This is a genomic window from Legionella cardiaca (assembly GCF_029026145.1).
Taxonomy (GTDB): Bacteria; Pseudomonadota; Gammaproteobacteria; order Legionellales; family Legionellaceae; genus Tatlockia; species Tatlockia cardiaca.
The window spans coordinates 873,582-898,242 of sequence record NZ_CP119078.1; the positions used below are offsets into that span (position 1 = coordinate 873,582).

The following is a 24,661-nucleotide window of genomic DNA, read 5'->3' on the forward strand; positions in this document are numbered from 1 at the left end:
ATGGATTACTAATAAGTATCTATTCATTTGTAACAGGTTTATCCGAAACTATATTTGCATTTTTTTTAGCACGCCGTTTTTCCTGCCAGGTTTGAATCAATACATAAAAAACGGGAACAAAAACAACGGCAAGACAAGTGGATGCGAGCATGCCGCTGGCAACCGCTATTCCAATAGAACGTCGTGCATTGGCACCAGCTCCCGTTGCAAACACTAAGGGCATTACCCCCATAATAAAAGCAAAAGAAGTCATGAGAATAGGACGAAAACGCGTTTTTGCCCCTAATACCGCTGCCTCAAGAATGGATTTATTACGAAGCAACCTTTCTTCACGTGCGACTTCAACGATTAAAATAGCGTTTTTGGATGCCAGGGCAATTAGTAGTAACAAGCCTATTTGTGTGTACATATTATTGTCTAAACCCAGACTAGATAAGGCTAATACAGTACCTATTAATGTTAACGGGACGCTGATAATGATTGCTATTGGTGTAAGCCAGTTCTCATATTGTCCAGCTAAGATCATGTAAACTAAAACAAGAGACAAGGCAAAAATCATATAACTTAAATTTCCGGCCAATATTTCTTGATAAGCTGTGCTGGTCCACTCAAAAGAAAGGCCTGCAGGTAAAAGTTGATGCGCTAATGTTTCCATTGCCTGGATAGCCTGTCCCGAGCTATAACCTGTGCCAGCCATAGCATTAATGCTACTGGAAGGATATAGGTTATAAAGGGAAATGAGTGCTGGGCCTACAGTTTGAGTAATCTCCGTTAATGTTCCTAAAGGCACCATTTCACCATCTTTATTCTTTACGTAGTAATTTCGAACATCATCAATACTCATACGGGAAGAGGCATCAGCTTGTACATAAACCTGGAATACTTGTCCAAATTTAGTGAAGAGATTGACGTAGGACGATCCCAAATAGGTTTGTAAGGTGTCAAAGGTATCACCAATCGTAACGCCTAACGATTCTGCCTTCACGCGATTAAAGGGCGCCAGCACTTGGGGTACGTAGGAGCGAAAAGAAGTCATTAACTTCTGTAACGCTTCCATTTGGTTGCCGTGTTTAACAATCTGATCTGTGGCGTTCTGTAATTTGTGATAATCAAACGTACCATCTTGTAGTTCAACTTGCATTTGCACACCGCCGGATAATCCTAGACCCTGGATCGGAGGCGGAACAACAACCAATACTTTAGCGTCTAAGGTTTGTGAAGCAATTTCATTGAGTTTGGTATAGAGTGATCTTAGATCCTCACCTTTACCTCGTACACTCCAATCCTTAAACATCACATACAAAACACCAGAATTTGCCAGACTAGAGTTATTGTCTAGGAGAGAAATACCATCAATGGCAATAACATTCTCCACTCCTCCAATGTTGGAAGCCTTTTTCCCGAGTTGTTCTAAGACTGCTTCTGTGCGATCCAGGCTTGCACCATCGGGTAATAGCACACTCATAATTAAGTAGCCTTGGTCCTCAATAGGGATGAAACCTGTAGGAATGCGACTCAACCCAAAAATAGCAACAGCAACCAAAATAATCCCGACTAAACATACTCGCCCACTGCGGTGCACCAGGCGATCCATGAAGCGAATATAAGAAGCCTCTAGAGGATTATAGAATCTATCAAAAGTGCGGAAAAAAATATTCTTTGGTTTGTTGGGATCAATTGGTTTAAGCCATAAGGCACACTGAGTGGGTTTTAATGTCATTGCATTAATGGCACTAATAAATGCGGTTGCAGCAATAACCAGGGCAAATTGCGCATACATGGCACCTGTTAAGCCTGGCATAAAGCCTGCGGGTACAAATACTGCCATCAGGACTAAAGTGATGCCAAGAATGGGGCCAAATAATTCCTGCATGGTTTGAATGGAGGCTTCTTTGGGCGGCAGTCCTCGTTCAATATGTTGCGTAACGCCTTCAACAATCACAATCGCATCATCCACCACAATACCAATTGCTAATACTAAAGCAAATAAAGTTAATAAATTAACCGAATAGCCTAATAAGAACATGGCAAAGAAAGTACCGATAATAGTAACGGGTACTGTTGTTGCTGGAACTAAGGTAGCGCGAAAGTTTTGGAGGAAAACCACAATAACCAATAGGACTAAAATACCTGCTTCAAAGAGTGTTTTATATACTTCATCGACCGATGCTTTAACGAAAATAGTGGTATCAAAAGGAATCGAATATTGTAACCCTGGTGGAAATTTTTTTGCCATTTTAGCCACAGTTTTACGTACTTCTTTAGCGACCTCCAAAGCGTTAGCTCCAGGAAGCTGGAATATACCAATGGCGGCTGTAGGTTTACCATTAAGTTTTGCAAGTTGGCTATAACTTGATGAACCAAGCTCAACGCGACCTACGTCACGAATGCGAACCACTTGTGCACTACTGCTGGCATTTGCTTGCTCATCAGGATCCGATGCTATTGTCTTGATAATGATATCGGCGAATTCATTAGGATCAGCAAGTTGACCAGGCACGTTTACTGTAAATTGATACGATTGTTTACCTGTGACTGGAGGGGCTCCAATTTGTCCGGCTGAAACCTCTTTGTTTTGATTGCTAATGGCATTAAGTACTTCTCGAGGTGTCAAAGAAAAAGCACGCATTTTTTTGGGGTCAAGCCAGACGCGCATTGCATAGGCCCCGGAGCCAAAGATAATTACGTTACCCACGCCGGGTAAGCGGGCTAATTCATCCTGCATGTTAATCGTGGCATAACTATCAAGGAATAAACCGTCGTATTCGCCGTTTTTAGAGGTTAAGGTAATAAATTGCAGGATAGCAGTGGATTTCTGCTGAACAACAACACCTTGTTGCTGCACAGATTCAGGTAATTGAGCCATTGCCGCCTGCACACGGTTTTGTACTAAAACCTGAGCGTAGTTTAAATCCGTACCAATGGCGAAAGTGACAATTAATGTATAGTTACCACTATTGGTGCTCGTCGATTGCATATAAAGCATATTTTCAACACCATTAACCTGCTGCTCAATAGGAAGAGCTACGGTTTTAATTAGCGTTTTAGCATCGGCACCCGGGTAATTTGTTGTAACTTGAATCGTGGGAGGGACTATCGCTGGATATTGTGACACGGGTAAAACAACAATTGCAATTAACCCCAATAAGACGAGTAATAGTGCAATGACATTAGCCAATACAGGCCGCTCAATAAAAAATTTAGAAATCATTTCCCTTTCTTCTCATTTTGTCCTCTCCCTATGTTTTTAATGAGAGGAGTCTGCTTGCATTTTAGGAGCAACTTGATTACCGGGTGTAGCATTCTGTAGGCCATCAACAATCACACTATCCTGAGCATTAAGTCCTTTAAGAATAGCGCGGCTCCCTTGCTCTAAACTACCTAATACCACTCGTGTTATTTCCACGTAGTTATCTTTATTTACTGTCAGTAGATAGGGACCAATCTGGTCGTATTGCACTGCGGTGTCTGGTACAGTCAATTTCGGAGAGGCTTTCGTTACAGGAATTCGTACCTGTACGAAGAGACCAGGCAGTAAAACATAATTTTTATTGGATAAGAGAGCACGAAATTCCATGGTACCTGTTGAGGCATTAAGGCCAGTATTAACGAAATCAAGTTTTCCTTCATGTGGAAATCCTGTTTCACCTTGCATGGCAACGTACACAGGAATTTGATTAATATCACTTACTGTAATACCTCTGACCTTCGCCGCTTCGCGAAGCTTAATTAAATCCAGTTCATTGAGGTTGAAATAAACATAGATGGGATCAATTTGCTCAATAGTAGCTAAATCAGTAGCCTTGCCATTACCAACAAGATTTCCTACATCGACTAAGTGACGGCCAATTCGGCCATCAAATGGCGCAAGGACGTGGGTATAACTATAGTTGATCGCTGCAACTTTCGCATTGGCTACCGTTTTTGATATTTCAGCTTTTGATTCTTCTGCTTTTGCCAACCATTTTTCCACATTTTTTAGCGACGTAGCATTTTGTCTATACATTTGTTTTTGGCGGGCATACTCGGCATTATCATAAGTATTGGCGGCTTTTGCGACCGCAACTTGTGCTTCTGCTTCGATGAGTTTTTCCTTATAAGGTTGTGGTTCTATTACAAATAATTCTTGTCCCTTTTTAACAATACTACCGTCGACAAACTTGATTTCATCTAAATAACCTTCAATACGTGCGACTAAATTTACTGAGTTATAAGCAACTGTATTACCGGTTTGTGTGACGTATTCAGCCATTTCAAGCATCTTGGGTTTTTGCACAATAACAACCGGTGTAGGCAGGGTAGAAGCAGTGTTATTAGTTTTATGATGCATGATGAAATAAATAAGTAGAAGAAGTACAAAGACAAGAAGCCCAATTTTTATTAATTTTAATGTTCTATCTGAATTCATACTCATCACCAATTCGGTATATAAAGTTGCTTAATTCGCTGCCCCTTTGTGACAGGCGGCTCATGATTTGGTTGTTTTAACAAATTGCCCCAGTTGGTACGTGCAGCCATTTCCTGCTTAATGTGTTGAGGGACAACATCATCGCAAGCTCTGATTTGCCAGCCGCCACCGAGCGCTCGATAAAGCGATACCAAGGCTTGAGAAACTTCACCCGTTGCATTTGTTAATGAAGTTTGGACGTGAAGTTCTTGTCGCTCGGCATCGAGCACCGTGGTATAACTTGCTTCGCCTTCCTTGTATCGTGTTAAAGCTAATTTTGTCGAAAGAGTGGCTGAGCGATTGGCTTTGATAAGATAGGCTTCCGTTTTTTTAGCTTCAATATAACGGGTAATATTGTCTTGTACTTCCTGCTGGGCCTGTAATACTAAATTCATATATTTGAGTAAGGACTGTTGAAAAGCAGCATCTTGCATACGTACAGAGTTGGTAATTTGTCCATAGTTTAATACAGGCCAAACGACGGATGGTCCTGCGGTGATATTGCGATTTGACCAGTTAAAAATGTCGCTAATGGAATTATTACCGATGGTATTAGCCGCAAATACAAAAGTGCCTGATAGTGAAAGTGCAGGAAAAAGATTGGCTTTAACGGCACCGATAGCTTCTGATTGTGCTACAGCTTCCAGACGAGCCTGATGGATATCGGGACGCTGAGCTAGCGTTTCTAATGGAATACCTACTGCTACTGTAGGTGGGGTCCTGGGAATTCCAATGCTCTTCGTGAGCAAAACATTTACATCATTAGGAATAATACCAAGCAAGACAGCTAACTTATCTTTCTGGTGTTGCAAATTACTAATTAGAGTAGGAAGCGTTGATTGTGTTTCAGCAAGTTCAGTTTGGGCTTGCTCAACATCGAGCAAGCTGGTTTCCCCATTTCTGAAGCGAGATTGCGCTATTTTTAAGCTCATTATCTGCAATTGGATATTGGCTTTAGTCACTTTGATTTGTCGTTCATAGGTGCGAATGCTGATATAAGCACTGGCAATATCTGCGGTTAACGTAACCAAAGCATTATCGTAAGCCGCTACGGATGCTAAAAAAGTTGCATCATTCGAGCGAATTGCTCGACGGTATTTCCCCCAAAAATCAAGTTCCCAACTTGCTTTAAAACCCAGGGTTGCTGTATCGAAACTGGAGGGTAAAATATTTTGTAATGAACTTCCGCCAATACGATTATAGGTATAATCTCCCGTCAAGGCTTGTTGTTGAGGATAAAGCTCACCGACTGATTGGGCTAGCTGCGCTCTTGTTTGTAAGACCCGAACCCCTGCAATCTGAACGGATAAATTATTATGATAACCTTGATAAATTAAGGATGTTAACGTGGGGTCATTAAATGCTTTCCACCAATTAGCATCTCGCAGAGGAATGGGCTTAACTGATGGACTGTTTTGCATCCAATTAGCAGCAACGTTTTGCTTTGGCTCTTTATAATTAGGCCCAACCATACAGGCACTAAGAAATAAGCAGGATATTCCTGTAAAAATTTTTAACATGTGGGCTAATACTTCCCTATATTTAGTTTTCCACCCTGGAAATAGAGATGCAATTAAATAATGATTTCAAAAGTTAAAGCTTTTTATTCCGGTTAATATTATCTGTGATATTTCAAATGAACAAGAGTTATATTGGATGTCTGTAAACTTATAGAGTATTTCCAATGAATAGGAGCATGGATGGTTAACTCTATGGAAACAATTATTTTTTTTTGAGAAACTAATTTTAAAAATCTACAATTGTTTTTACCCAGGAGTTTATTATGAAGATAATAGTTATTGGGGCATCTGGTACAATTGGACAAGCTGTAGTTGCCGAATTGCAGTCGCGACACGATATTATTACGGCGGGTTTTAGTTCTGGTGATATCAATGTTGATATTACTGACAAAACCTCCATTGAAATCATGTTTAAAAAAATTCAATACATCGATGCAGTGGTGCTTACTACAGGAAAGGTTCATTTCGGTGAGTTTATGCAAATGCATGAGCATGAGTTTAATATTGGTTTACAGAATAAGCTCATGGGTCAGGTTAATACCGTATTAATTGGAAGACATTATTTAAACGAAGGTGGCTCGTTTACATTAACCAGCGGTATCTTAAGTGATGACCCAATTCGCTATGGCTCTTCGGCATCCATGGTCAATGGTGCACTTCATTCATTCGTGCTTGCTGCAGCTATCGAAATGCCTAAAAGACAGCGTATCAACTGTGTTAGCCCCACAGTTGTTACTGAAGCTATGGAAAACTATGCGCCATACTTTAGAGGCTATGAATCTGTAAGTGCTGCCCGGGTTGCATTAGCTTACAGTAAAAGTGTTGAAGGGTTGCAAACAGGTCAGGTATACAAAGTGCAATGAATGTGTTTGGTATGATTTGCCAGACAAACAGCGGATCTTTCAGAACCCGGTTGTCGCAAATGCGTCAACCAGGCTACAACGATTCTATGCTTTGTGATGAGTGGCCGATTTTTTTCGATCGGGAAAAACATCTTTAAATTGCAAATGTTTACTAGCTTCCATTGCTTTATGTCTACGTTTGGAAAAACCGCCGATTTTGTAAACAATAATAGGTCCAATAAAACTAATTAATCCCATAACAAAAGCAATTTTATAAGTTGGGTCGGGATTCATAATAAGAAAAATTAAACAAACTAGCATCAAAACAATAGCCACTATCCCTGTATAGGGTGAGCCTGGGGTTTTGTAGCTTAAATCCTCAACGGTATAACCTGCTTTATACAAGCGCTTACGGAAGTTAATTTGTGCCCAGCAAAGAGAAATCCATGCGGTAGCTCCTGTAAACCCTGAGACAAGAAGTAGAGCAATATATAACATCGATTGTCCAAAAAAGTAGCCTGCTGCCAAGAGTATCCATATTGCTAACAACGTTACAATTCCTGCATTTTGTGGAACGGCATTGCGATTAAGCTTGCTTAATTTGTGAGGGGCCATTCCATTACGAGCAAGGGCATTTAATGAACGTACAATACCGTATACACCTGAGTTTGAACATGAAAGCGTTGCTGTTAGTGTGACAAAACTCGTTGCAACACCGGCCCATTTCAAACCATAAAAATTGAGGGCATCAGCAAAAACAGAGTTTGCAAGACCTGCCTTTTGCCAAGGATAAATTAAGACGAGGCAAAAAACTGGAATGATATAAATAAAAAGAATTCTAAAGGTTACGGTGCGGATAGCTCTTGGAATCATACGACCAGGATTAATGGACTCTCCAGCCGCAAGACCAATAATTTCTGAGCCTTGATAGTTTACTAACAGCAAAACCATGGCTGTTAATAAAACCATCTTGCCATTAGGAAAGAGACCTCCCTGATCAAAAATAAATCTACCACCAATAATCCCTGCAGGCTGTGGTCCATGAATGACGCCAAAGAAAATAAGAGTGGCAAGCGCAACAAAGCCCATAAGAGCGGCAATTTTAATAATTGCTAACCAAAATTCAATTTCACCAAAAGTACCGACCTTAGCGATATTGATATAGGTAATAATTAATCCAAACCCAACTGCCCAGACATAACCATTTATTCCAGTAAAATGCTGCATAATAATGCCACCGGCAATACATTCTGCTGGTATATAGGCTACCCAACTGATCCAGTAAGACCATCCAACACCACAAGCAATGGTGGGTGAAATGAAATCGGCGGTATAAGTAATAAATGAGCCTGAAATTGGAATCGCAACAGCTAACTCACCCATGCAAAGCATGGTGAGATAAATAATTAGACCGCCTAACATATAGGCGAGAAATACAGAAGGACCTACCTGATTGACCACTTCTCCAGTTCCCAGGAAATAGCCGGAACCAATTATTCCGCCCAAAGCAATTAATTGCACATGGCGATCTTTAAGTCCGCGTCTGTAGCCGCCATCGTTGAGTGGTGCGGTATTTTGTTGTTGCTGGTTAGTCACTAACTGTTTAGTCTCTCAAAAGTAGTAATGGGTCAAAAATTGTATAATAATTTTGTATTTTGTCTAGAAATTTCTATGTGAAATTGCAACAAAAGGAGATTTTTATAAGAAAAAGGCTGGGAACGCAAGAATTTTTTCACATAGGTTATAAAGAACGATTTATAATCACCAGATTATTCTGACGGACTATGTCATAAAAGCATATTAATGCTAAAAATTTATAGAGATCCTTATAGAATTAAGGCGAATATTTTCATTGAAAATTAATATTTTTTTAAGCTTAACTTAAATTTATTTGATTATTACTGTATGAGATTAGCAATGATTATATTAACAAGTGAACGTTTGATTATTAGAGAATGGCAAGAGCGAGATACTGATGCGTTTATAGCAATGAATGCAGATAAGCGAGTAATGGAGCATTTTCCAGCAATCTTAACTGCCGAGGAAACGATTGCAATGATCGAGCGTATCAATACTCATATTCGGCAGCATGGGTTTGGGCTTTGGGCGGCACAGCTAAAAGAGAGTAAGGAATTTATAGGATTTATTGGTTTAAACATTCCCTCGTTCTCTGCTCATTTTACTCCGTGCGTGGAAATTGGCTGGCGATTAGCTTGGCCATTCTGGGGGAGAGGATTAGCTACTGAGGGTGCCAAAGCAGTATTAGAATATGGTTTTAAGAAATTGCAGTTAAATGAAATTGTGTCGTTTACTGCCTTAAGTAATCTACGATCTCAGAGAGTTATGGAAAAAATAGGTATGACTCATAATGAAAATGATGATTTTGATCATCCAAATTTATCATTAGAACATCACCTTTCACGCCATGTACTTTATCGGATGTTACGAGAACTTTGGCGTAATTCACAGAAATAACTGAAATATCGCACCTTGAGTGCGATATTCAATGAGATTATGAAAACCAGCTATCAACATTTTTGCTCTTGTAGTTTTGCTGATGCTTCCTGAATAATTGATTCAATAAAATCATTTTTGAATTGCACATGTTGCGGCAAACCAATGGCAACAATTGAAGGTGCTAAATCCATTAACGTGCGAATTGCCTGACTTTTATCCTCAGCAGAGGTATTCACATCCTCAAGTACTTCAATATTTGCAATAAATGCAGCTACCGTCGCCTTTCTCACTCGGACTCCTTTAAATTCCGTATAATCAACACCGTCAGCAAGTATATCTTGCGGTGAAATTGGACTTTTGTTCATGGTAAGGGCTCCATTAATAAATTCGGTTCTTTATCATACCGATAAAAGAAATTTTTCCCAATGCTGTACAGTCCAAAAAATTCTCATGAAAGTAATAATCTAATTAATGAGATCATGAAAATTAAAGCCCTGGTAATACGCTCGATATTCTAGTTATAAGCCCCTTAGGTTTGTTTGTGTTCTTTTTCTGAATTCTATCAAGTTCTTCTAAAAAGTTTTGTGAGAACGGATGAGTTGGCGAAAAAGTAGTGTAAGCAATTGCTTTCTTTAACCAGGCATCTGACGGGCCGCTACTGAGTGCGTTGACGGTAATATTAAAAAGCCTACTATGCCTCGCGCCAGAAAAAAAAGAGAAGGATGTATTGCAAGAGTCTTCAATATCTTGAGAGATAATATGTAATTTTCTTTTAAAATGATGCCATTTTGCCAGACTGTTAGTTATCCCATTTACTTCTGTAATGAGATTTTTGATTTGTTTTACTTGCAAGCCTCTTTTAGGATGGGCTCCGAACATAGTTTGTTCATATTGTTTAACTTCCTTGTTTAAATTCTCCAATATGCTGGCTATATACTGTGGGGCCAGCTCTGGTTTAGCATTTAGTGAATTAAGATAGGAATTAGTTGCCGACATAACAACTGAATGCCACGCTCGATTTGTTTGAGACAATGATTGCCAACTGTTAAAAGGGAGATAATTGACAATGTGTAATTGTAATTCAACCGGTAGTAAATTAATGAAAGCGAGTTCTATCAATGCAATTTTAAGATGGGGAACAAAGTCATTGTCATGAAGCAACTCAAAAGCTAATTTGGGATCTTGAGCTATAGTGCGGAGGCATAATTGCTGTAAGGTTTCCGTCGTTAAATTTCTGCCCATGTCATCTCCATGTCAACAACAAAACAAATATTGTACATAGAGTGCAATTGTATGGCAAATAAAAACTATTTATAAAAGAGATAATTTAATGTCTTTATATGAACAAACTATCATCAGTCTTTATGGGAAGGAAGGGAAACGTTGGTTAGAGAAGTTGCCATACCTGATTAATGAACTGGTTGCTGCTTGGCAGCTCAGTCATTTAACACCTGTCGATAATTTATCTTACAATTACGTTTTAAGTGGTTTTCAGCATAAGAAACCGATTATCCTTAAATTAATATTTGATAAAAGAATAGTGGACAATGAGGCGAAAGCGCTTAAGGCTTTTGCAGGTTATGGGGTAATCTCAATTTTAGCGCAAGATAAGCATGCATTACTTTTGGAGCGTGCTGTTCCTGGCAGTTCCTTAAAAGCTCACTGGCCTCACAATGAAGATGAAGCTACTAAAATCGTGTGTGACTGTATAAAGCGGTTGCATCATGCTCCTTTACCCGCAAAAAATGAGTTCCCTCATTTGCGAGATTGGTTTGCAGTACTTTATAAAGAGTGGCCTATTCCAAAGATTTATCTCGAAGAAGCTAGAAAACAACTTACGATACTTTTTCAAACCAGGAACGAAGATAAATTATTGCATGGCGATTTGCATCATGAAAATATTTTACAGCACGACCATGATTGGATAATCATTGATCCCAAAGGTGTAATCGGTGATAAAACCTATGAACTTGCTGCTTTTATGCAAAACCCGATGCCCAAATTACTTGAAGTCAAATCGCTTCCATTTGTATTAGGTAAACGTATTAATCGATGTGCAACTCTACTAAATTTGCATGAGAAACGGGTTTATCAATGGTGTTTTGTGCAAGCTATTCTCTCTTGGGTGTGGAATCTGGAGGATGGACTTGAAGCGCATTATTTTGCTCATTTAACTGAAATTTTCTTCTCACTTCATAAAAAATAAGGAGTTATTGACTGTTGAGTTAGCTACCGTTATTTTCTTGCAGGCAATAAAGAAAGTTTGTTTAGCTTTGAAAATTGATAAGTATGGAATAAACATGGATGGGATGTCTTATGAGAATTGCACAAATTAAAAGTTGCCTTGACAGTTATGATGGGAATAAAGGAACAGGGCGTATATTCAAAGATGAACCTCATATTGGAGAATTACGGCAGTTTTATAATAATGAGCTTGAAGGTAAAGATAGAGAATTAACATCGCTGGAGCTTGTAAAAGTAGTAAGAATTTGTCTTAGAAAAAATACCTGGAACGATTCGGAAAGTAGTATCGCTTTAGGAAATCTCCTTGCACATTTAGGTGGAAAAAATGCTCTGCAAAGGCTGAAAAAAAATAAACAGTTGGCTGGTTCATATATCTTTCTCTTAGAAAAATACAAAGATTTTGCTGATAATTTGTCGCGCCTTATGGAGACGTTAAAAGGATATTCTCTTGATGCGCCTTTATCTGAGATCGTGCAAGGAATTAATGATCTGGCAAATATCGATGAAAAATTAAAGGATATTGAGCTTCTTAAACAAACTTGTTTTCTTTCTTCGAGAACGTTACAACTAACAGCTAACAATAAAGCATCTTGTGCAATGGCAAGTACCATAATCCTATTGCGCCAATTAGATATTGCAGAAGAAGAGTTAGACTGTTTACCAACCCAGTACATGAGTTCTGTGCATCAAATTTTGGTGTTGTTGCAGCATCCAGAGTTAATTAAAGCAAATCTATTGAGGGTTTGTAAGCTAGGAAATGATACGATTGGGTTTCTTGAGATTCTGAAAGAATTAACCCTGCTTAAAGAGAGTGTAACCCAAGCTAACCTTGATAAATGCTTTCATCCTGATGTAGTGGCGTCTAGCGCCTGGATCAAGGAAATAATAGATATATTTAAGGAGGCAAAATGGCCAGTCGAACCGCATTTAGACAGCCTATTTAAAAATGCGATAGTGCAGATCTATCATATAAAGGTAAGTCTTGCATTGGAAACTCTTAAGAGATTAAAACTCCCATTACTTCAAGTGCAATCTCTTTTACATATTCTTTTTAACAACCCGCAACACTCTGTCAATTTAATTGAGGCAGTGGATATTCTTGTAAAGAATAATTTATGTACTAGCTTCAATCTGGCAACAATAATAATCAGTGATCCTCAATATGCCACTAAATTAGCTAATGCGATAAGAATTGCAAATACTGTCTCGTTGGATAACGAAGAGAATAAAAAACTCTTCACAACTGTCCCAGCCGTCGCAGATTCAATGGCGTTGTTATTTACACAATTGGAGAAAGCACAACAATTTTCTCCCGAGATTAGAGAACTTGCTCTTAAACAATCGCAAAATGCAGAGGTTGCTGCGAGTGTCGTGAGATATTTACGCAAAAATGAGATTTTCACAAAAGAATTTACGAATTTAAGTATTGAAAAAAATCATCTTTGTGCGGAGTTATTTAAAAAAAATTTAATGAATTTAGAATTTCTTGATTTATTAGCAGAATTAGCCGCAGCTGAAATTCTTAGTCCCGATAATATTACTAAACTTATTGAAAATTTTGCGTTTATTCGTACTTTAACAAGTGCCTGTTTTTGTCTTAGCTATGGAAAAAAGCTTGATCAAGATAACTTCGATCTTCTTTTTTGTGATCCTAAGCATGCATTAAACATGGCTGAAGCGTTGGGAGGTAAAACCAAGCCTCCTGCGACTGAAGCCTGTGACAAGCAGATTGCAGATAAGGGAGCGCAGGACTTTGTTGCAATTCGAAAGGCAGCTCAAATCCTCGCTCAAGGAATGAGAGGAACCAAACCTATATTTGCATCAGTAAAACCTAATGCAAAGCAGGTGGAATTATTAGCCAGATTGCTGAAAAAAGATCTGATGGAATTTGATCTGGATTTTCAACAAGAGCAACATAAGGCAATTTTAATTAAAATTGCTCAGATGTGTGGGAATGGACAACTCGAATCCATTACGGAATATAACGCCGCCTATGATGGATTCAATTTTAAATAACCAACAAAGTAGAATAAATCCCCGTGTCATTCACAATGCATGGGGATTTCATGCAATGGATCCTTGAAGGTTATCTCTAAGTTAAATGGTTTCTTTTAGCCAGGTGTTCATTGCCATCTTGGTATTATCGACTACTTGAATTAATTGATGATATAACTTATCGAGTAAATCGTTTTCTCCAGTTTTTCGATAGTGCTCAAGATAATGACAAGCATATTGCATCCTAACAGCACCGCAATATAGCGCACCACTTTTCATTTTGTGTACCAGATTTTCAATGGTTTCCCAGTCATTTTGCGCATAAGCTTTTTTAATTTCCAGGGCTTCAGCAGGAATAGCGTGATTCACCATAGTCTCTAAAAGTTCTTTGAGAATATCTAAATTGCCTAAGGTAGTAATGCCTTTTTCTATATCAAGTAGCGAAAAACGATCGAGTGCAAAGAGCTCATTTGAATCTGGCAAATTGGCACTTAAGACAGTAGGTTTTTTGAAAGATGGGGCATTTTCTTTTTGGGAGCGAAAAGTTTCCAGCATTTTTTTAAAGGCCTCAGGAGTCATGGGTTTCGTAAATAAACCATTCATTCCTGCTTGTAGGGATTGCATTTCGGCAGTTTGTACCGCATGACCAGTTAAACCATAGATAAGAAGCGCTGGAGTATTCGTTTCTTTTTCATAAGCACGAATTTGTCGCGTCATTTCATTACCTGATATGCCAGGCAAACCAATATCGGTAATAACTAAATCAAATCGCTCTTTTTTTGCAAGTTGTAGACCTTCTTCGCCAGAAGTAGCAGATAAAAAAGCGCAGCCTGTTTTAGCCACCATTCCTTCGAGGACTTTTAAGGCTACAGTATTATCTTCTACTAGTAGAATAAATGGCAAATCAACATGACTAGAAGAAGACTGAATAGCTGAGTTTTTATCTGCAGATGAAAAATTTTCAGTCGAAGTATTCTGTGAATGAAACAACGGAATTGTAAAGAAAAAAGTGGTTCCTTTTCCTTCTTCACTTTCAAGTTCAATTTTACCACCTAACAAGCCTATATATTTTTCTACAATATGTAATCCTACGCCGTGTCCATGGTGATCATTTTTATAAGAAGGTGAGACACGGTAAAAACGCTCGAATACTCTTTTTTGAGCTTCTTTGGGAATCCCTTTTCCAGTATCTGATACGCTAAACGCTAATAATTCTTTATTATCTAAAGTGGTTTGTCGATGAACCGCAAGTTTAATACTACCGTATTCGGTAAACTTAATAGCATTACCCAGTAAATTAAGCAAAATACGACTTAATTTAAAGCGATCAGTTATAATAATCGAAGGAATATCTGCGGGAATATTTAAATTAAAGTCCAGATTTTTTTGAACCATTGCGGGCCGTTCTAGCTGACTTAAGTCCTCCAGACATTCTTGCAGATTAAATGGTTCTAGATGAAGATCATCTTCATTCATATGTTCGGCAGAAATGACATCAAGAACGCCATTTAGAAATTTTAATAATTGTTCTCCACTATCATTAACCCAACTAGCGTATTGCTTTTCCTCCTGGCTTTGCACGGTTTCTTCCAACATTTTCGACATTCCAATAATGCCAGTTAATGGTGTTCGAATATCGTGGCTCATGTTTGCTAAAAATTCAGTTTTGGCATGGCTTGCTTGCTCAGCGATTTCTTTGGCTACTTTTAAATCGGCTTGTGTTTTTTTAAGTTCGGTAATATCTAAAGAGTTACCTAAAATGCCTATGATATTGCCTTCATCATCCAAGAGGGGCATTTTAATGACAGTAAAATACATTTTTTTACCATCAAGTGTTACGGTTTCTTCAAAAAAGATCGGCCGTTTAGATTGGATAACTTGTTCATCATTTTTTTTCAATTCATCTGCATGTTCTGGCCAAAGATCATAATCTGTCTTTCCAACAATATCTTTCATGGAATTAAAGCCAAGTGTTTTAAGAAGAATTTTATTGCAGCCTAAATATTCTTCATTCTTATTTTTCCAATAGAAATTACCAGGCACTGCGGCGGAAATTTTTTTAATTTGATCAAAAATGGTTACATTCTGTAAGGCTAAACGTTTTTGGTCTGTAGTATCTTTTCCTAAAATAATTAAACTTGATTTATCTGGGGCACTAAACTTCCAGGTAATATATCGTTTGGTGTTGTTTCTATAGAGAATGTATTCAAAATCATTATGATTACCCTGTAAAACAGCATCCACCTGTGTGAGGGGGAAAGGTGATTTGTTGACACAATTAAGACAAACTTCTTTAAAAAATTCTCCAATTAGTTCTTCTTTTTTCCAGCCCAACAGTGATTCAGTAGCTTGGTTAAAGTCAATGATACGATGATTAGCATCTAAAATAATAATGCTATCCTCTGATAAGGTGAAGATTGCTTCCATTTGTTGGTGCAGAGGAATACTTGTGGATTTCTTTCCCATTATTAAACTACCCTAATAAGATGACATTATTTTATTGTTAAAAATCCCTTTTGCTCTAGAAAACTAAAATAAGTATCCAGTAGTTGCTGGTTAATCAAGGGAAATTCCATATTGTTTTCTTTAAAAGCATAGTGCGTATTTTGATTGTTTGCATGAGATATTTTATTCAATCCTTTCATCCAATCATTATCATCTTGATTGATGTATAAAGTAAGTAACGAATAAAGTGCGTTCGCAGGATTAATCTCTTTTGTAAGTTTTTCTCGCCATTTTTGTGGTGGAAGTAATGACAAGTTATACCCTCGTTGTCGCAGATATTCTATCAAATCTTTCCAGTATAACTTATTAGGATTTACTAAATTGAATAAATGGTAGGGTATTTTTTTATTTAGTGATGTTTTTATAATCATTTGGCTTACATAATCAACAGGAAGGATATCAATTGAAACATCCCAAGCTGGGGCATAGCCTAATTGGAGACAGCCTTTTATTAACATAAGTAAATGGTTTTGCTCTGCTGCAATAACCCCAGAAAGAGAATGTCCCAATATCCAGCCAGGTCTATATATTTTAACTGGAAATTGTTGTTGGTGAGCTTTCGCTAGCAACTGTTCTGCTACCCATTTAGTTTGACTATAACCATCCAGAGGAGCGGCGTTAGGATGAGAGTAAATGAAGTCTTCAATAATCGCATCGAAATTGTCAGTATAATTCCCAGCTGCAGATAAGGTAGATACATAATGAATAGGAATTTGCTTTTTAATGGTTGAAAATTTCAATATTTCTTTGACGCTGGAAACATTAGCTGCCCGTAACATTTCATAGCTGTAGAGATGATGAACAGCTGCGCCATTATGATAAATTATGTCAATTTCTTCGGCTAATGACATAAATTCTTCAATCGTTAGACCTAAATAAGGTTTTTCCAAATCGCCAACTAACAAACGTATACGCTTACTATCTTTAAAGTGAAGATGGTATTGTTTGATGGCCTTATCAAGTTTATTTTTTGCATCATCATAATTTGTTCCTCTTACCAAACAATAAATGGTTGCGGAGGTTAAATCATAGAGTTGTTGTAAGAGACTCGTACCTAAAAAACCATTTGCCCCAGTGAGTAGTACTGATTGAACATCAAAACTAAACGGTTCTAGTTCATTAATTGAATGAGATAAATTTAATTCGATATCAAATTGCCAATGAGTTGCTAAAGATGAAGGTTTTTTTTCGGTGTTAAGGTTAGCTTCTATGAGTTGGGCCAAATGATAAATAGTTGGGTTTTCAAGAAATTGCTGTAAGGGTAAATCGTATTGTAAATGTTCTTTAATTTTTAAGACCAGCTGCGTCACCATTAAGGAATGGCCGCCTAAATCAAAAAAGGAATCATGAATACCGACTTGATCCAGTTCAAATAATTCGCTCCATATTTTTTCGATGTTTTTTTCAATTTGTGTATGAGGCGCAACATACTCTGCACGTAGAGAATGTGAGGCAAAATCAGGCGGTGGCAATTTCTCAAAATTGACTTTTCCATTCAAAGTAAGAGGGATACTATCAATAATGATAAAAAAACTAGGTATCATATATCCTGGTAGTTGAGTGGACATATATTGCTGAATCTGAGTGACAGGTGTCTCAGTTTTAAGAACAAGGTATGCAACTATCGATTTTTGATGCTTCTCATTTTCGTAGACGCGAACAGCACACTGAGTAACTGCTTCATGATGAAGTAATATAGAATAAATCGCTTCAAGTTCTACACGAAAACCACGAATTTTTATTTGATTATCCTGGCGACTGAGATAATCAATGTTTCCATCGGGCATCCACCTTACGATATCCCCTGTTTTGTATAATTTAGACGTCCCTTGAGCATCGTATAAATTCGGAATAAAACGCGAATCAGTAATTTCTGGGCGGTTTAAATATCCAAGCGCAACGCCATCTCCCCCTGTATACAGTTCACCGGGTGCTCCAATTGGCGTAGGCTCCAAATGGTTATCAAGAATATATACGGTCGTGTTAGCGATTGGTTTGCCGATTGGAATTGATTGATAGCCTTCTTTTTGAGGAATAATGGAATAAGTGGTTGTGAACGTTGTATTTTCTGTCGGACCATAGCCATTTAAAATATTTTGGGGAGCTCCCTTATCGCACTGCATTACATTCATTATTCGTTCAGCATTTAAAACATCCCCGCCTACTAATAAGTATGACAACTTGTTAAACATAGATGGATTTATAGATGCATATTGATTGAATAAAGCTGATGTTAACCATAGCACGGTAATATTCTTGTCGACAAGAAACTGACTAAACAGGTCAACATTAAGGAGAATGTGATGAGGAGCACCCACAAGCGTTGCACCATTTAACAAGGCGCCCCAAATTTCAAAAGTGGCTGCGTCAAAACTAATACTTGCTGCTTGTGCGACACGATCCTTGGTAGTAATTTGGATATAATTGGTTGAGTTAACCAAGCGATTAATTCCACGATGAGGAACCATCACTCCTTTGGGTTTTCCTGTTGTACCTGATGTATAAATAATATAAGCAAGACTGTTAGGCGTCGAATTGGCAAAATTAAAATCATCGCGACTCTCATGGGCAGCTGTCGCTATTAAGTCATCGAAGATTATTAAAGGAACATTTTGGCTATCACAGCAATTCTGCATCTTGCTTTTTACAGAGCTTGAAGCTAATGCCAGTGTTGAATCGCTGTCACTTAAAATAAATTGTATATGGGAGCTAGGATAATTCGAGTCTATTGGAATATAAGCCGCTCCAGTTTTTAAAATGGCTAATAATCCAACAATTAAATGAATTTCCTGGTCAGTGCAAATTGCAACATGACTCCCAGGTGAAACCCCTTGTTTTTGTAATAGACGAGCAAATTGATTCGATTGTTCATTGAGTGAGTGATATGAAAGCGAATGCCCTTCGTAAGATAAAGCAGTCTGCGAAGGGGTCTTTTGGACTTGTTCCACGAAAAGCTGCACGACATTTTTATCTCTGGAATAAGGTGTTTGTGTGTTGTTCCATGTAATCAATAATTGCTGGCGCTCATTTTGAGAAAGCAGAGGCAATTTTGAAATAGACATTGTGGGATGTTTTATCATTCCCTTAATAAGAATAGGAAGGTGCTGCACGCTATTTTTAATTACGGCTCGCAAATCTTTATTGTTATCTCGACTATACCACTGAATTTTATAAGTATTGGAAATAGTAATAATAACGGATGCATTAAGCTCCTGGATTTGTTTTTCCAGACTCGCTTCATGACCTATAACAATTGTAACAGGGTAAAAAGATTGTGAACTTGAAGCTAATTCTGGATAACGATAAAAGATATCTTTCGAAAAACTTAAATGTTTATCGAACATTAATAGCTGTTTAAAAAAAGCATCACATACCTCTTCAACAGCAGAGTCTTCTCCTAACGATAATGAAAAAGGGACAACCGGAGAAAATAAGGGTGCTATGGTTTCAGATAATTGATGCAATTTGGGGTGAGAAAAACCGACACCAAATTTTTCTTTATTCCCCAAACGATAAAAATAAATTAACAATGCTACAAAGAGGATATTGCAAGGATTCCTTGGATATTCATTCGTCGAGGAAACAAATATTTTAGCGGTATCAAGAGAAGCGATAGGTTCTAAAGGCATGCATTTTGAAGAGGACACTAAGGATTGAAAGGGGAGTAGGGCAGGATTAAAGTGTTTTTGTTGACGCACCCAAAACATTTCGTGAATCGCATAAATTTCATAGAGATACTCATACTCCAGCAGATTTTTTTCATGTTCGGATGGAAGTACTGAACCAACTTTTAAATGGTACTGATTAGCAATCTCCACTAAATTAAGTGGTGTATTGTTATGTAAAGAAATGATTTGCTCTAATTGCACTATTTCAGTTTTTGTTGCAATGCGCCAATAATTAGGTGTTATCTCTAAAATTGTACCTGGTTGATGATTGCTCGGTTCATTAAGCATATGTAGCTGTGTAATAAGAAAAAAATCCTTTCCAATATTAAATTTAGGCAATCCCAAGCGATTGTGGTAATGATGTCCTAAATTGAGTGCTCTGCACATTCTGTCAATGAGTTCGGCAGAGTCGTTCCAAGTAATCCATCCCCCATGGCGAGGTTTTTTATAATAATCAAAATAAGTACGATTTTTTAAATCTTGAGGAAGAATATGAAGGCGCTGGAAAGTAATTTCATAAATCAATTCTTTAAATGTATGTACTGCCTCCTGATAACATTTCACACTTAGACTTAAGCCTGTTTCATTGGGCTCTACTTCAATGAGGGTTTGTTTCAAGATATCGCCTGCATCAATTTCTTCAACCATTTTATGCCAGGTAATCCCATGAATTTTTTCATTATTTAAAATCGCCCAAGAAGGCGCATGTAGTCCTGCATACTTTGGTAAAGGGGCATTATGATAGTTTATAGCCATGCATTGCGGTTGTTGTAGCAAAGCAAGAGGAAGGATTGCCCCATTTATAATGCTAAATAAATAGTCAAATGAGGTTATTGTTAATACCGACTTAGCTTCAATAAGTTTACGGAAATAAGGTATTTTCCTCTTTGATGCAAAATCTTCGGCCGCCGGAAGAGGAGAGATAATGCCCAGTATTGAATGATTGTAGGATAGAAGAATTTCTGCGCATTGCAATAGTAAAGGATCTTCTCCTATCAAATAACAAGTAAAGAGTTTCTTTTCCAAGAAAAATTCCAAAATTTTTTTATTTATTCGCTAGTGGCTATTTTAGTACTTTGCGACAAAAAAATACACAACTATTGTTTTTAGTGAAATAAATTGATTTAAAATTTTTCAAAAAATAATTTTTATGTCGCTGAATTTAATAAGAAAATACAAATTCAGGGTTTTATATCGGCGTAATTGCTTAAAGTGTGAAATCCCATAAGTACTTTCTTTTGAAAAGGTTTTTAAATCCCATTTTTTCATAGAGGGACAAACTGGTTTCGGCGGCTTCTAAAAAACAAAACTCGACGCCTGCTTTTTTTGCCTCCTTTAAAGTGTAATTAAGGAGATACCTTCCATAGCCTTTTCCTTGGTAAGCCGATAAAGTGCCGAAATCATCAATCCGGGCTAAATTATTATGAAAAGATAGAGTCAGAGAAGAGATTGGTTGGTCATCAATATAAAAAGTAAGGTGGCGAAGCTGGGCTTTTTTGGTGCGTGCCCGCTCGTGTGTTTGCAGATAAAGTGATGTCAATTCATTTGTTGAATTAAAAGCATCGATTAATGGAGACATCCAATCATTTAATTTATTATCCGTTGATTTAATTACGAATTTTTCGTTTGGTACAAAGGGGGATAAGGCATGCAAGTCAATAAACATTGCCGTAGCATTTTCACTCGCTTCAAAATTTATTCCCTGTAAATAATCTTCCAAATCGTGTTTCAAATAGTGGGTCGAAAGAACTGCTGCCCATGGTAAATTTTTGGCTGCAAAAAAATGATCGCACTGTTCAAAAAAATCATGGGGATTGGCAATATCTTTTTGTAAAACAACAAGATTTAAGCTTGCTACAGGGACATTAGTTACATAAATCAATGCATGATCATTTAGGGCAAACCATTCTTTACTTACTGATTTAAAAAAATAATCCTCGCATTGATAGAAGTGTTTAATTAATTGTGGACGCATAGATGTGTTAGTAGGTCTGCCTAAGAATTTTGGCGGAGAGAGAGGGATTCGAACCCTCGATACGTTGCCGTATACACACTTTCCAGGCGTGCGCCTTCGACCGCTCGGCCATCTCTCCTCAGCGCGAAGAATATACCGATATATGATGGAAATCAACCGTAATACCTGCAACTCTTTGAGAAAAAAGGGCATTAAATAAAAAAGCAATAAAAAATATTTGCTTTTTTATGTGTCACTCTGTGCATTTTGGATAAAATTATTGCTTATAATTAAGGTAATATTTTTGACAAATGGATGTTCCAATGAGAATAAGGCTTTTGCTTGCTATAGGTTGTGTAATATTTTCCGCCCAAACTTTTGCCTTCACTTGTTATTTTACCTTGGCAAAAGATAGTTGCTGGACAAATTATGATGTAAAGGTAGTGGTGGTCGATGCAAATACTAACAAGCCTGTGGTTACTGTAGAGGTTCCTAAAGGAAAATCTTGGGCGCGACAGAAGTTTACTTGTGAACCTGCACAACGATTTTTTTATCAGGCCACTTATCAGCCTGTTTTCTGGCAAAGTGAAGTTGGAAAAAATTATATGTCAATGCGTTATTGGTCTTTGCCTGCCACCATAGGAGAAGGTGATACTGCCTGGAATATTCCAGTTTGTTTCCCTGCTAATTTTGCGGCAGTTCCCTTGCCTCCGGATGCGCAAGGAAATTGCCAATGTGATTGGAGCCAGATCCCTGCGCCCCCGCCTCAATAAGGACAAGTTAATTGATGATGCTTAAGGAGGACGTGTTGATTTCCTTAAGCTCGACATCTTTTGGTAATTCGTTTGTTGCAAGTGCTATGAGATTATCAATACAGCGTGGTAAATCCCCTTTAACGATATTATAAGAGTCGGTATGGTACTTTGAATAAAGCATTCCTATTGGGAAAAGAACCGAACTTGCTACATTGAATAAAGATTCACAAAAATAGATTGCTGTATCGAGCAGAAAAGACGCAGTACCAAAATATTGAGAATCTAAAAAATATCCAGGAATTGCAAATAATACACCCGCTAAAAAAGCAATAGGAGCATAAATTAATCCACCGATTCCACTAAAAAAATTGACGAATAAATTACTGCCTGAGAAATAACCTACTTCAATTGATATAGGATCTCCACTAATAATCGAGGGTACTATTGTCAAACTTGCTTTTATCTCTTTGGCCAAGGTAATAATTGTTTGGTAATTTGGCGATTTTTCATTAAGTTCAGCTACAATACGTTCTGCTTTATGCAAAAGATTTGTGTAGTGGTGATATTGTTTTTTTGCATTATCAACTGCAAAAGCAGGAACAATAGTGCCACTCGTGTCTAAATCAAGCCGCCAGGAAAAATTCTCTTTTGCCTGTAACCAGGAAGAGGTATTTACAATCTCCTGAATATTTTCTACGCCAGATTGTTCCTGAAGAATAGCGAACTCTGAGTGATATTTTTTTGCTTCAACAAGAAAATGAGCCCATCTGTCCTGGGAAAACTCGGCTAATTGAGCTTGCAGGTAATTGGCAATACGATTAATTTTAGGAGGACTAGAGAAAAACATTTTTTAACCTGTTAGACAATTAAAAGAACAAAATTGTAATCGTTAGTCTTCTTATTAGCAATCATTTGATTTAATACAAAATGATTCACCTTTAGGAATTAGAATTATCGAGCTTTTCTTAACTCCTCATAACTTGTATCATCCTCCCATTGCGACTGACGATAATAAAAAGAGGTAACAAGAATGACAACCTTAAGACAGCAAATTTCCCAGATGCTGATTATGGGGTTTTCAGGCACGATGATTGATGAATCTAGTTCCATCAAAAATTGGTTAAATAAAAATAACTTAGGTGGTGTCTTGTTATTTGATTATGATTTAATACATCAGCGTCAAGGTAAAAATCTAATTAATCGTCAGCAAATCCAGCATTTAACAAAGCAATTACACCAAGCCAACGCTTCATCAAGTAACCTGCCTCTTTTTATTGCTATTGATTATGAAGGGGGAGCGGTTGATCGTCTAAAGCATATTGATGGCTGTATGAAAACTGTAAGTCCTGCAGAGTTAGCTGGTTTTTCGCAAACTGATTTACAGAATGAAATTCACGAAATGGCAAAAACCATCAAATTGCTTGGTTTTAATCTTAATTTTGCTCCCGTTGTTGATCTTGAGTTAAACAAGGAACAAGGAATTATTGGTAAACTCAAACGTAGTTTTTCGGCTCATCCTGAACGGGTCATTGAGGTGACCAGGCAATTTGTAGAAATATTTGCAGAGTATAAAATTACTTGTTGCTACAAGCATTTTCCTGGCCATGGTAGTGCCTGTGGTGATACACATGAAGGATTTGTTGATGTCACTGGAACTTTTCATCCAAGCGAACTTGAGCCTTATCGGGTGCTACTAAAAGAGAATGATGTGCCTGCTATGATTATGACAGCTCATGTAATAAACCGTAAATTAGATCCAAGTGGACTGCCAGCGACCCTTTCAAAGACAATATTGACGGTATTATTAAGACAGGAATTAGGTTTTGATGGTGTTATCATTAGCGATGATTTGCAGATGCATGCAATTTCCAAACATTATTCCTTAGAAGAGGCGTTGTATCTGACAATTAATGCTGGGGCTGATATGTTAATTTTTGGCAATCAATTAGGCCAAATAACTCCTGATGAAGTAATTGATAAAATAGAAGAATTAGTTAATACAAATAAGATTTCAAAAGAACGTATTGCTGAAGCTTATCAAAGAATAGTTCATTTAAAGAAAGGGTTAAAGTAAGGAGTTAATAAAAGACTTGACCTAAAAGCGGAATATGTTAAAATATGAACTCAATGTGTAAAAAATAACCTAAATGGTGATCATGAACGATACACTTTTACCTTCCTATATCTTTATTGTTTCCGCAACCTCCTTCTCATTTTGTTGTTGCTGCTGCTGTTGTTGCTAACCTCTGCTGTTTCCTAAAGCCCCATTTAATT

Annotated in this window: 16 protein-coding genes and 1 tRNA gene; 6 read left to right on the top strand and 11 right to left on the bottom strand. The window is 37.6% G+C overall.

What is annotated here, in order from left to right:
• Positions 1–19: 19 nt before the first annotated feature.
• The 3 genes from PXX05_RS03810 to PXX05_RS03820 are packed head-to-tail and all read right to left on the bottom strand — an operon-like array spanning position 20 to position 5,967.
• Complete coding sequence (locus PXX05_RS03810; protein WP_275089734.1) at positions 20–3,211, bottom strand: efflux RND transporter permease subunit; 3,192 nt, start codon at positions 3,209–3,211, stop codon at positions 20–22.
• A 36-nt stretch (positions 3,212–3,247) separates the two neighbouring features.
• Positions 3,248–4,408, bottom strand: a complete 1,161-nt coding sequence (locus tag PXX05_RS03815) for an efflux RND transporter periplasmic adaptor subunit (protein ID WP_420844628.1) — start codon at positions 4,406–4,408, stop codon at positions 3,248–3,250.
• Positions 4,409–4,413: 5 nt separating this feature from the next.
• Positions 4,414–5,967, bottom strand: a complete 1,554-nt coding sequence (locus tag PXX05_RS03820) for an efflux transporter outer membrane subunit (RefSeq protein WP_275089735.1) — start codon at positions 5,965–5,967, stop codon at positions 4,414–4,416.
• A 263-nt stretch (positions 5,968–6,230) separates the two neighbouring features.
• On the opposite strand from PXX05_RS03820, the gene PXX05_RS03825 reads away from it, so the two are divergent.
• On the top strand, positions 6,231–6,830 hold the full coding sequence (locus PXX05_RS03825) for a short chain dehydrogenase (RefSeq protein ID WP_275089736.1): 600 nt from the start codon (positions 6,231–6,233) through the stop codon (positions 6,828–6,830).
• Positions 6,831–6,914: 84 nt separating this feature from the next.
• Here the strand turns inward: PXX05_RS03825 and PXX05_RS03830 are convergent, their stop codons facing one another.
• The gene (locus tag PXX05_RS03830) at positions 6,915–8,405 is read right to left on the bottom strand and encodes an amino acid permease (RefSeq protein WP_275089737.1); all 1,491 of its coding nucleotides are present in this window, start codon (positions 8,403–8,405) and stop codon (positions 6,915–6,917) included.
• A gap of 321 nt (positions 8,406–8,726) precedes the next feature.
• On the opposite strand from PXX05_RS03830, the gene PXX05_RS03835 reads away from it, so the two are divergent.
• Positions 8,727–9,284 carry a GNAT family N-acetyltransferase gene (locus tag PXX05_RS03835; protein WP_275089738.1) on the top strand — a complete coding sequence of 186 codons (558 nt, stop codon included), beginning with the start codon at positions 8,727–8,729 and terminating at the stop codon, positions 9,282–9,284.
• Between the two features lie 53 nt (positions 9,285–9,337).
• On the opposite strand, the gene PXX05_RS03840 is transcribed toward PXX05_RS03835, so the two are convergent.
• Together PXX05_RS03840 and PXX05_RS03845 are read right to left on the bottom strand one after the other, a co-directional pair.
• A complete protein-coding gene (locus PXX05_RS03840; protein ID WP_275089739.1) occupies positions 9,338–9,631 on the bottom strand; it encodes a hypothetical protein in 294 nt (97 codons plus the stop codon).
• 121 nt (positions 9,632–9,752) lie between these two features.
• The gene (locus tag PXX05_RS03845) at positions 9,753–10,508 is read right to left on the bottom strand and encodes an F-box protein (protein WP_275089740.1); all 756 of its coding nucleotides are present in this window, start codon (positions 10,506–10,508) and stop codon (positions 9,753–9,755) included.
• A gap of 88 nt (positions 10,509–10,596) precedes the next feature.
• Between PXX05_RS03845 and PXX05_RS03850 the strand changes: the two genes are divergently transcribed.
• Both PXX05_RS03850 and PXX05_RS03855 read left to right on the top strand, forming a co-directional pair.
• Complete coding sequence (locus PXX05_RS03850) at positions 10,597–11,472, top strand: aminoglycoside phosphotransferase family protein (RefSeq protein WP_275089741.1); 876 nt, start codon at positions 10,597–10,599, stop codon at positions 11,470–11,472.
• 110 nt (positions 11,473–11,582) lie between these two features.
• On the top strand, positions 11,583–13,526 hold the full coding sequence (locus tag PXX05_RS03855) for a hypothetical protein (RefSeq protein WP_275089742.1): 1,944 nt from the start codon (positions 11,583–11,585) through the stop codon (positions 13,524–13,526).
• An 81-nt stretch (positions 13,527–13,607) separates the two neighbouring features.
• Here PXX05_RS03855 and PXX05_RS03860 read toward each other — a convergent pair whose 3' ends face one another.
• From PXX05_RS03860 to PXX05_RS03875, 4 genes are all read right to left on the bottom strand, one after another.
• Positions 13,608–15,971: an ATP-binding protein gene (locus PXX05_RS03860; RefSeq protein WP_275089743.1), complete on the bottom strand. Its 2,364-nt coding sequence runs from the start codon at positions 15,969–15,971 to the stop codon at positions 13,608–13,610.
• 26 nt (positions 15,972–15,997) lie between these two features.
• Positions 15,998–20,704: an amino acid adenylation domain-containing protein gene (locus tag PXX05_RS03865; RefSeq protein WP_275089744.1), complete on the bottom strand. Its 4,707-nt coding sequence runs from the start codon at positions 20,702–20,704 to the stop codon at positions 15,998–16,000.
• A gap of 181 nt (positions 20,705–20,885) precedes the next feature.
• Positions 20,886–21,653 carry a GNAT family N-acetyltransferase gene (locus tag PXX05_RS03870; protein WP_275089745.1) on the bottom strand — a complete coding sequence of 256 codons (768 nt, stop codon included), beginning with the start codon at positions 21,651–21,653 and terminating at the stop codon, positions 20,886–20,888.
• A 30-nt stretch (positions 21,654–21,683) separates the two neighbouring features.
• Positions 21,684–21,771, bottom strand: a tRNA-Ser gene (locus PXX05_RS03875).
• A gap of 184 nt (positions 21,772–21,955) precedes the next feature.
• On the opposite strand from PXX05_RS03875, the gene PXX05_RS03880 reads away from it, so the two are divergent.
• Positions 21,956–22,405 (top strand): hypothetical protein, encoded by a 450-nt coding sequence (locus tag PXX05_RS03880; protein ID WP_275089746.1) that lies wholly within the window; start codon positions 21,956–21,958, stop codon positions 22,403–22,405.
• A gap of 7 nt (positions 22,406–22,412) precedes the next feature.
• On the opposite strand, the gene PXX05_RS03885 is transcribed toward PXX05_RS03880, so the two are convergent.
• Positions 22,413–23,234 (bottom strand): hypothetical protein, encoded by an 822-nt coding sequence (locus tag PXX05_RS03885; RefSeq protein ID WP_275089747.1) that lies wholly within the window; start codon positions 23,232–23,234, stop codon positions 22,413–22,415.
• A gap of 183 nt (positions 23,235–23,417) precedes the next feature.
• On the opposite strand from PXX05_RS03885, the gene PXX05_RS03890 reads away from it, so the two are divergent.
• Positions 23,418–24,461 carry a glycoside hydrolase family 3 protein gene (locus PXX05_RS03890; RefSeq protein WP_275089748.1) on the top strand — a complete coding sequence of 348 codons (1,044 nt, stop codon included), beginning with the start codon at positions 23,418–23,420 and terminating at the stop codon, positions 24,459–24,461.
• Positions 24,462–24,661: the final 200 nt, after the last annotated feature.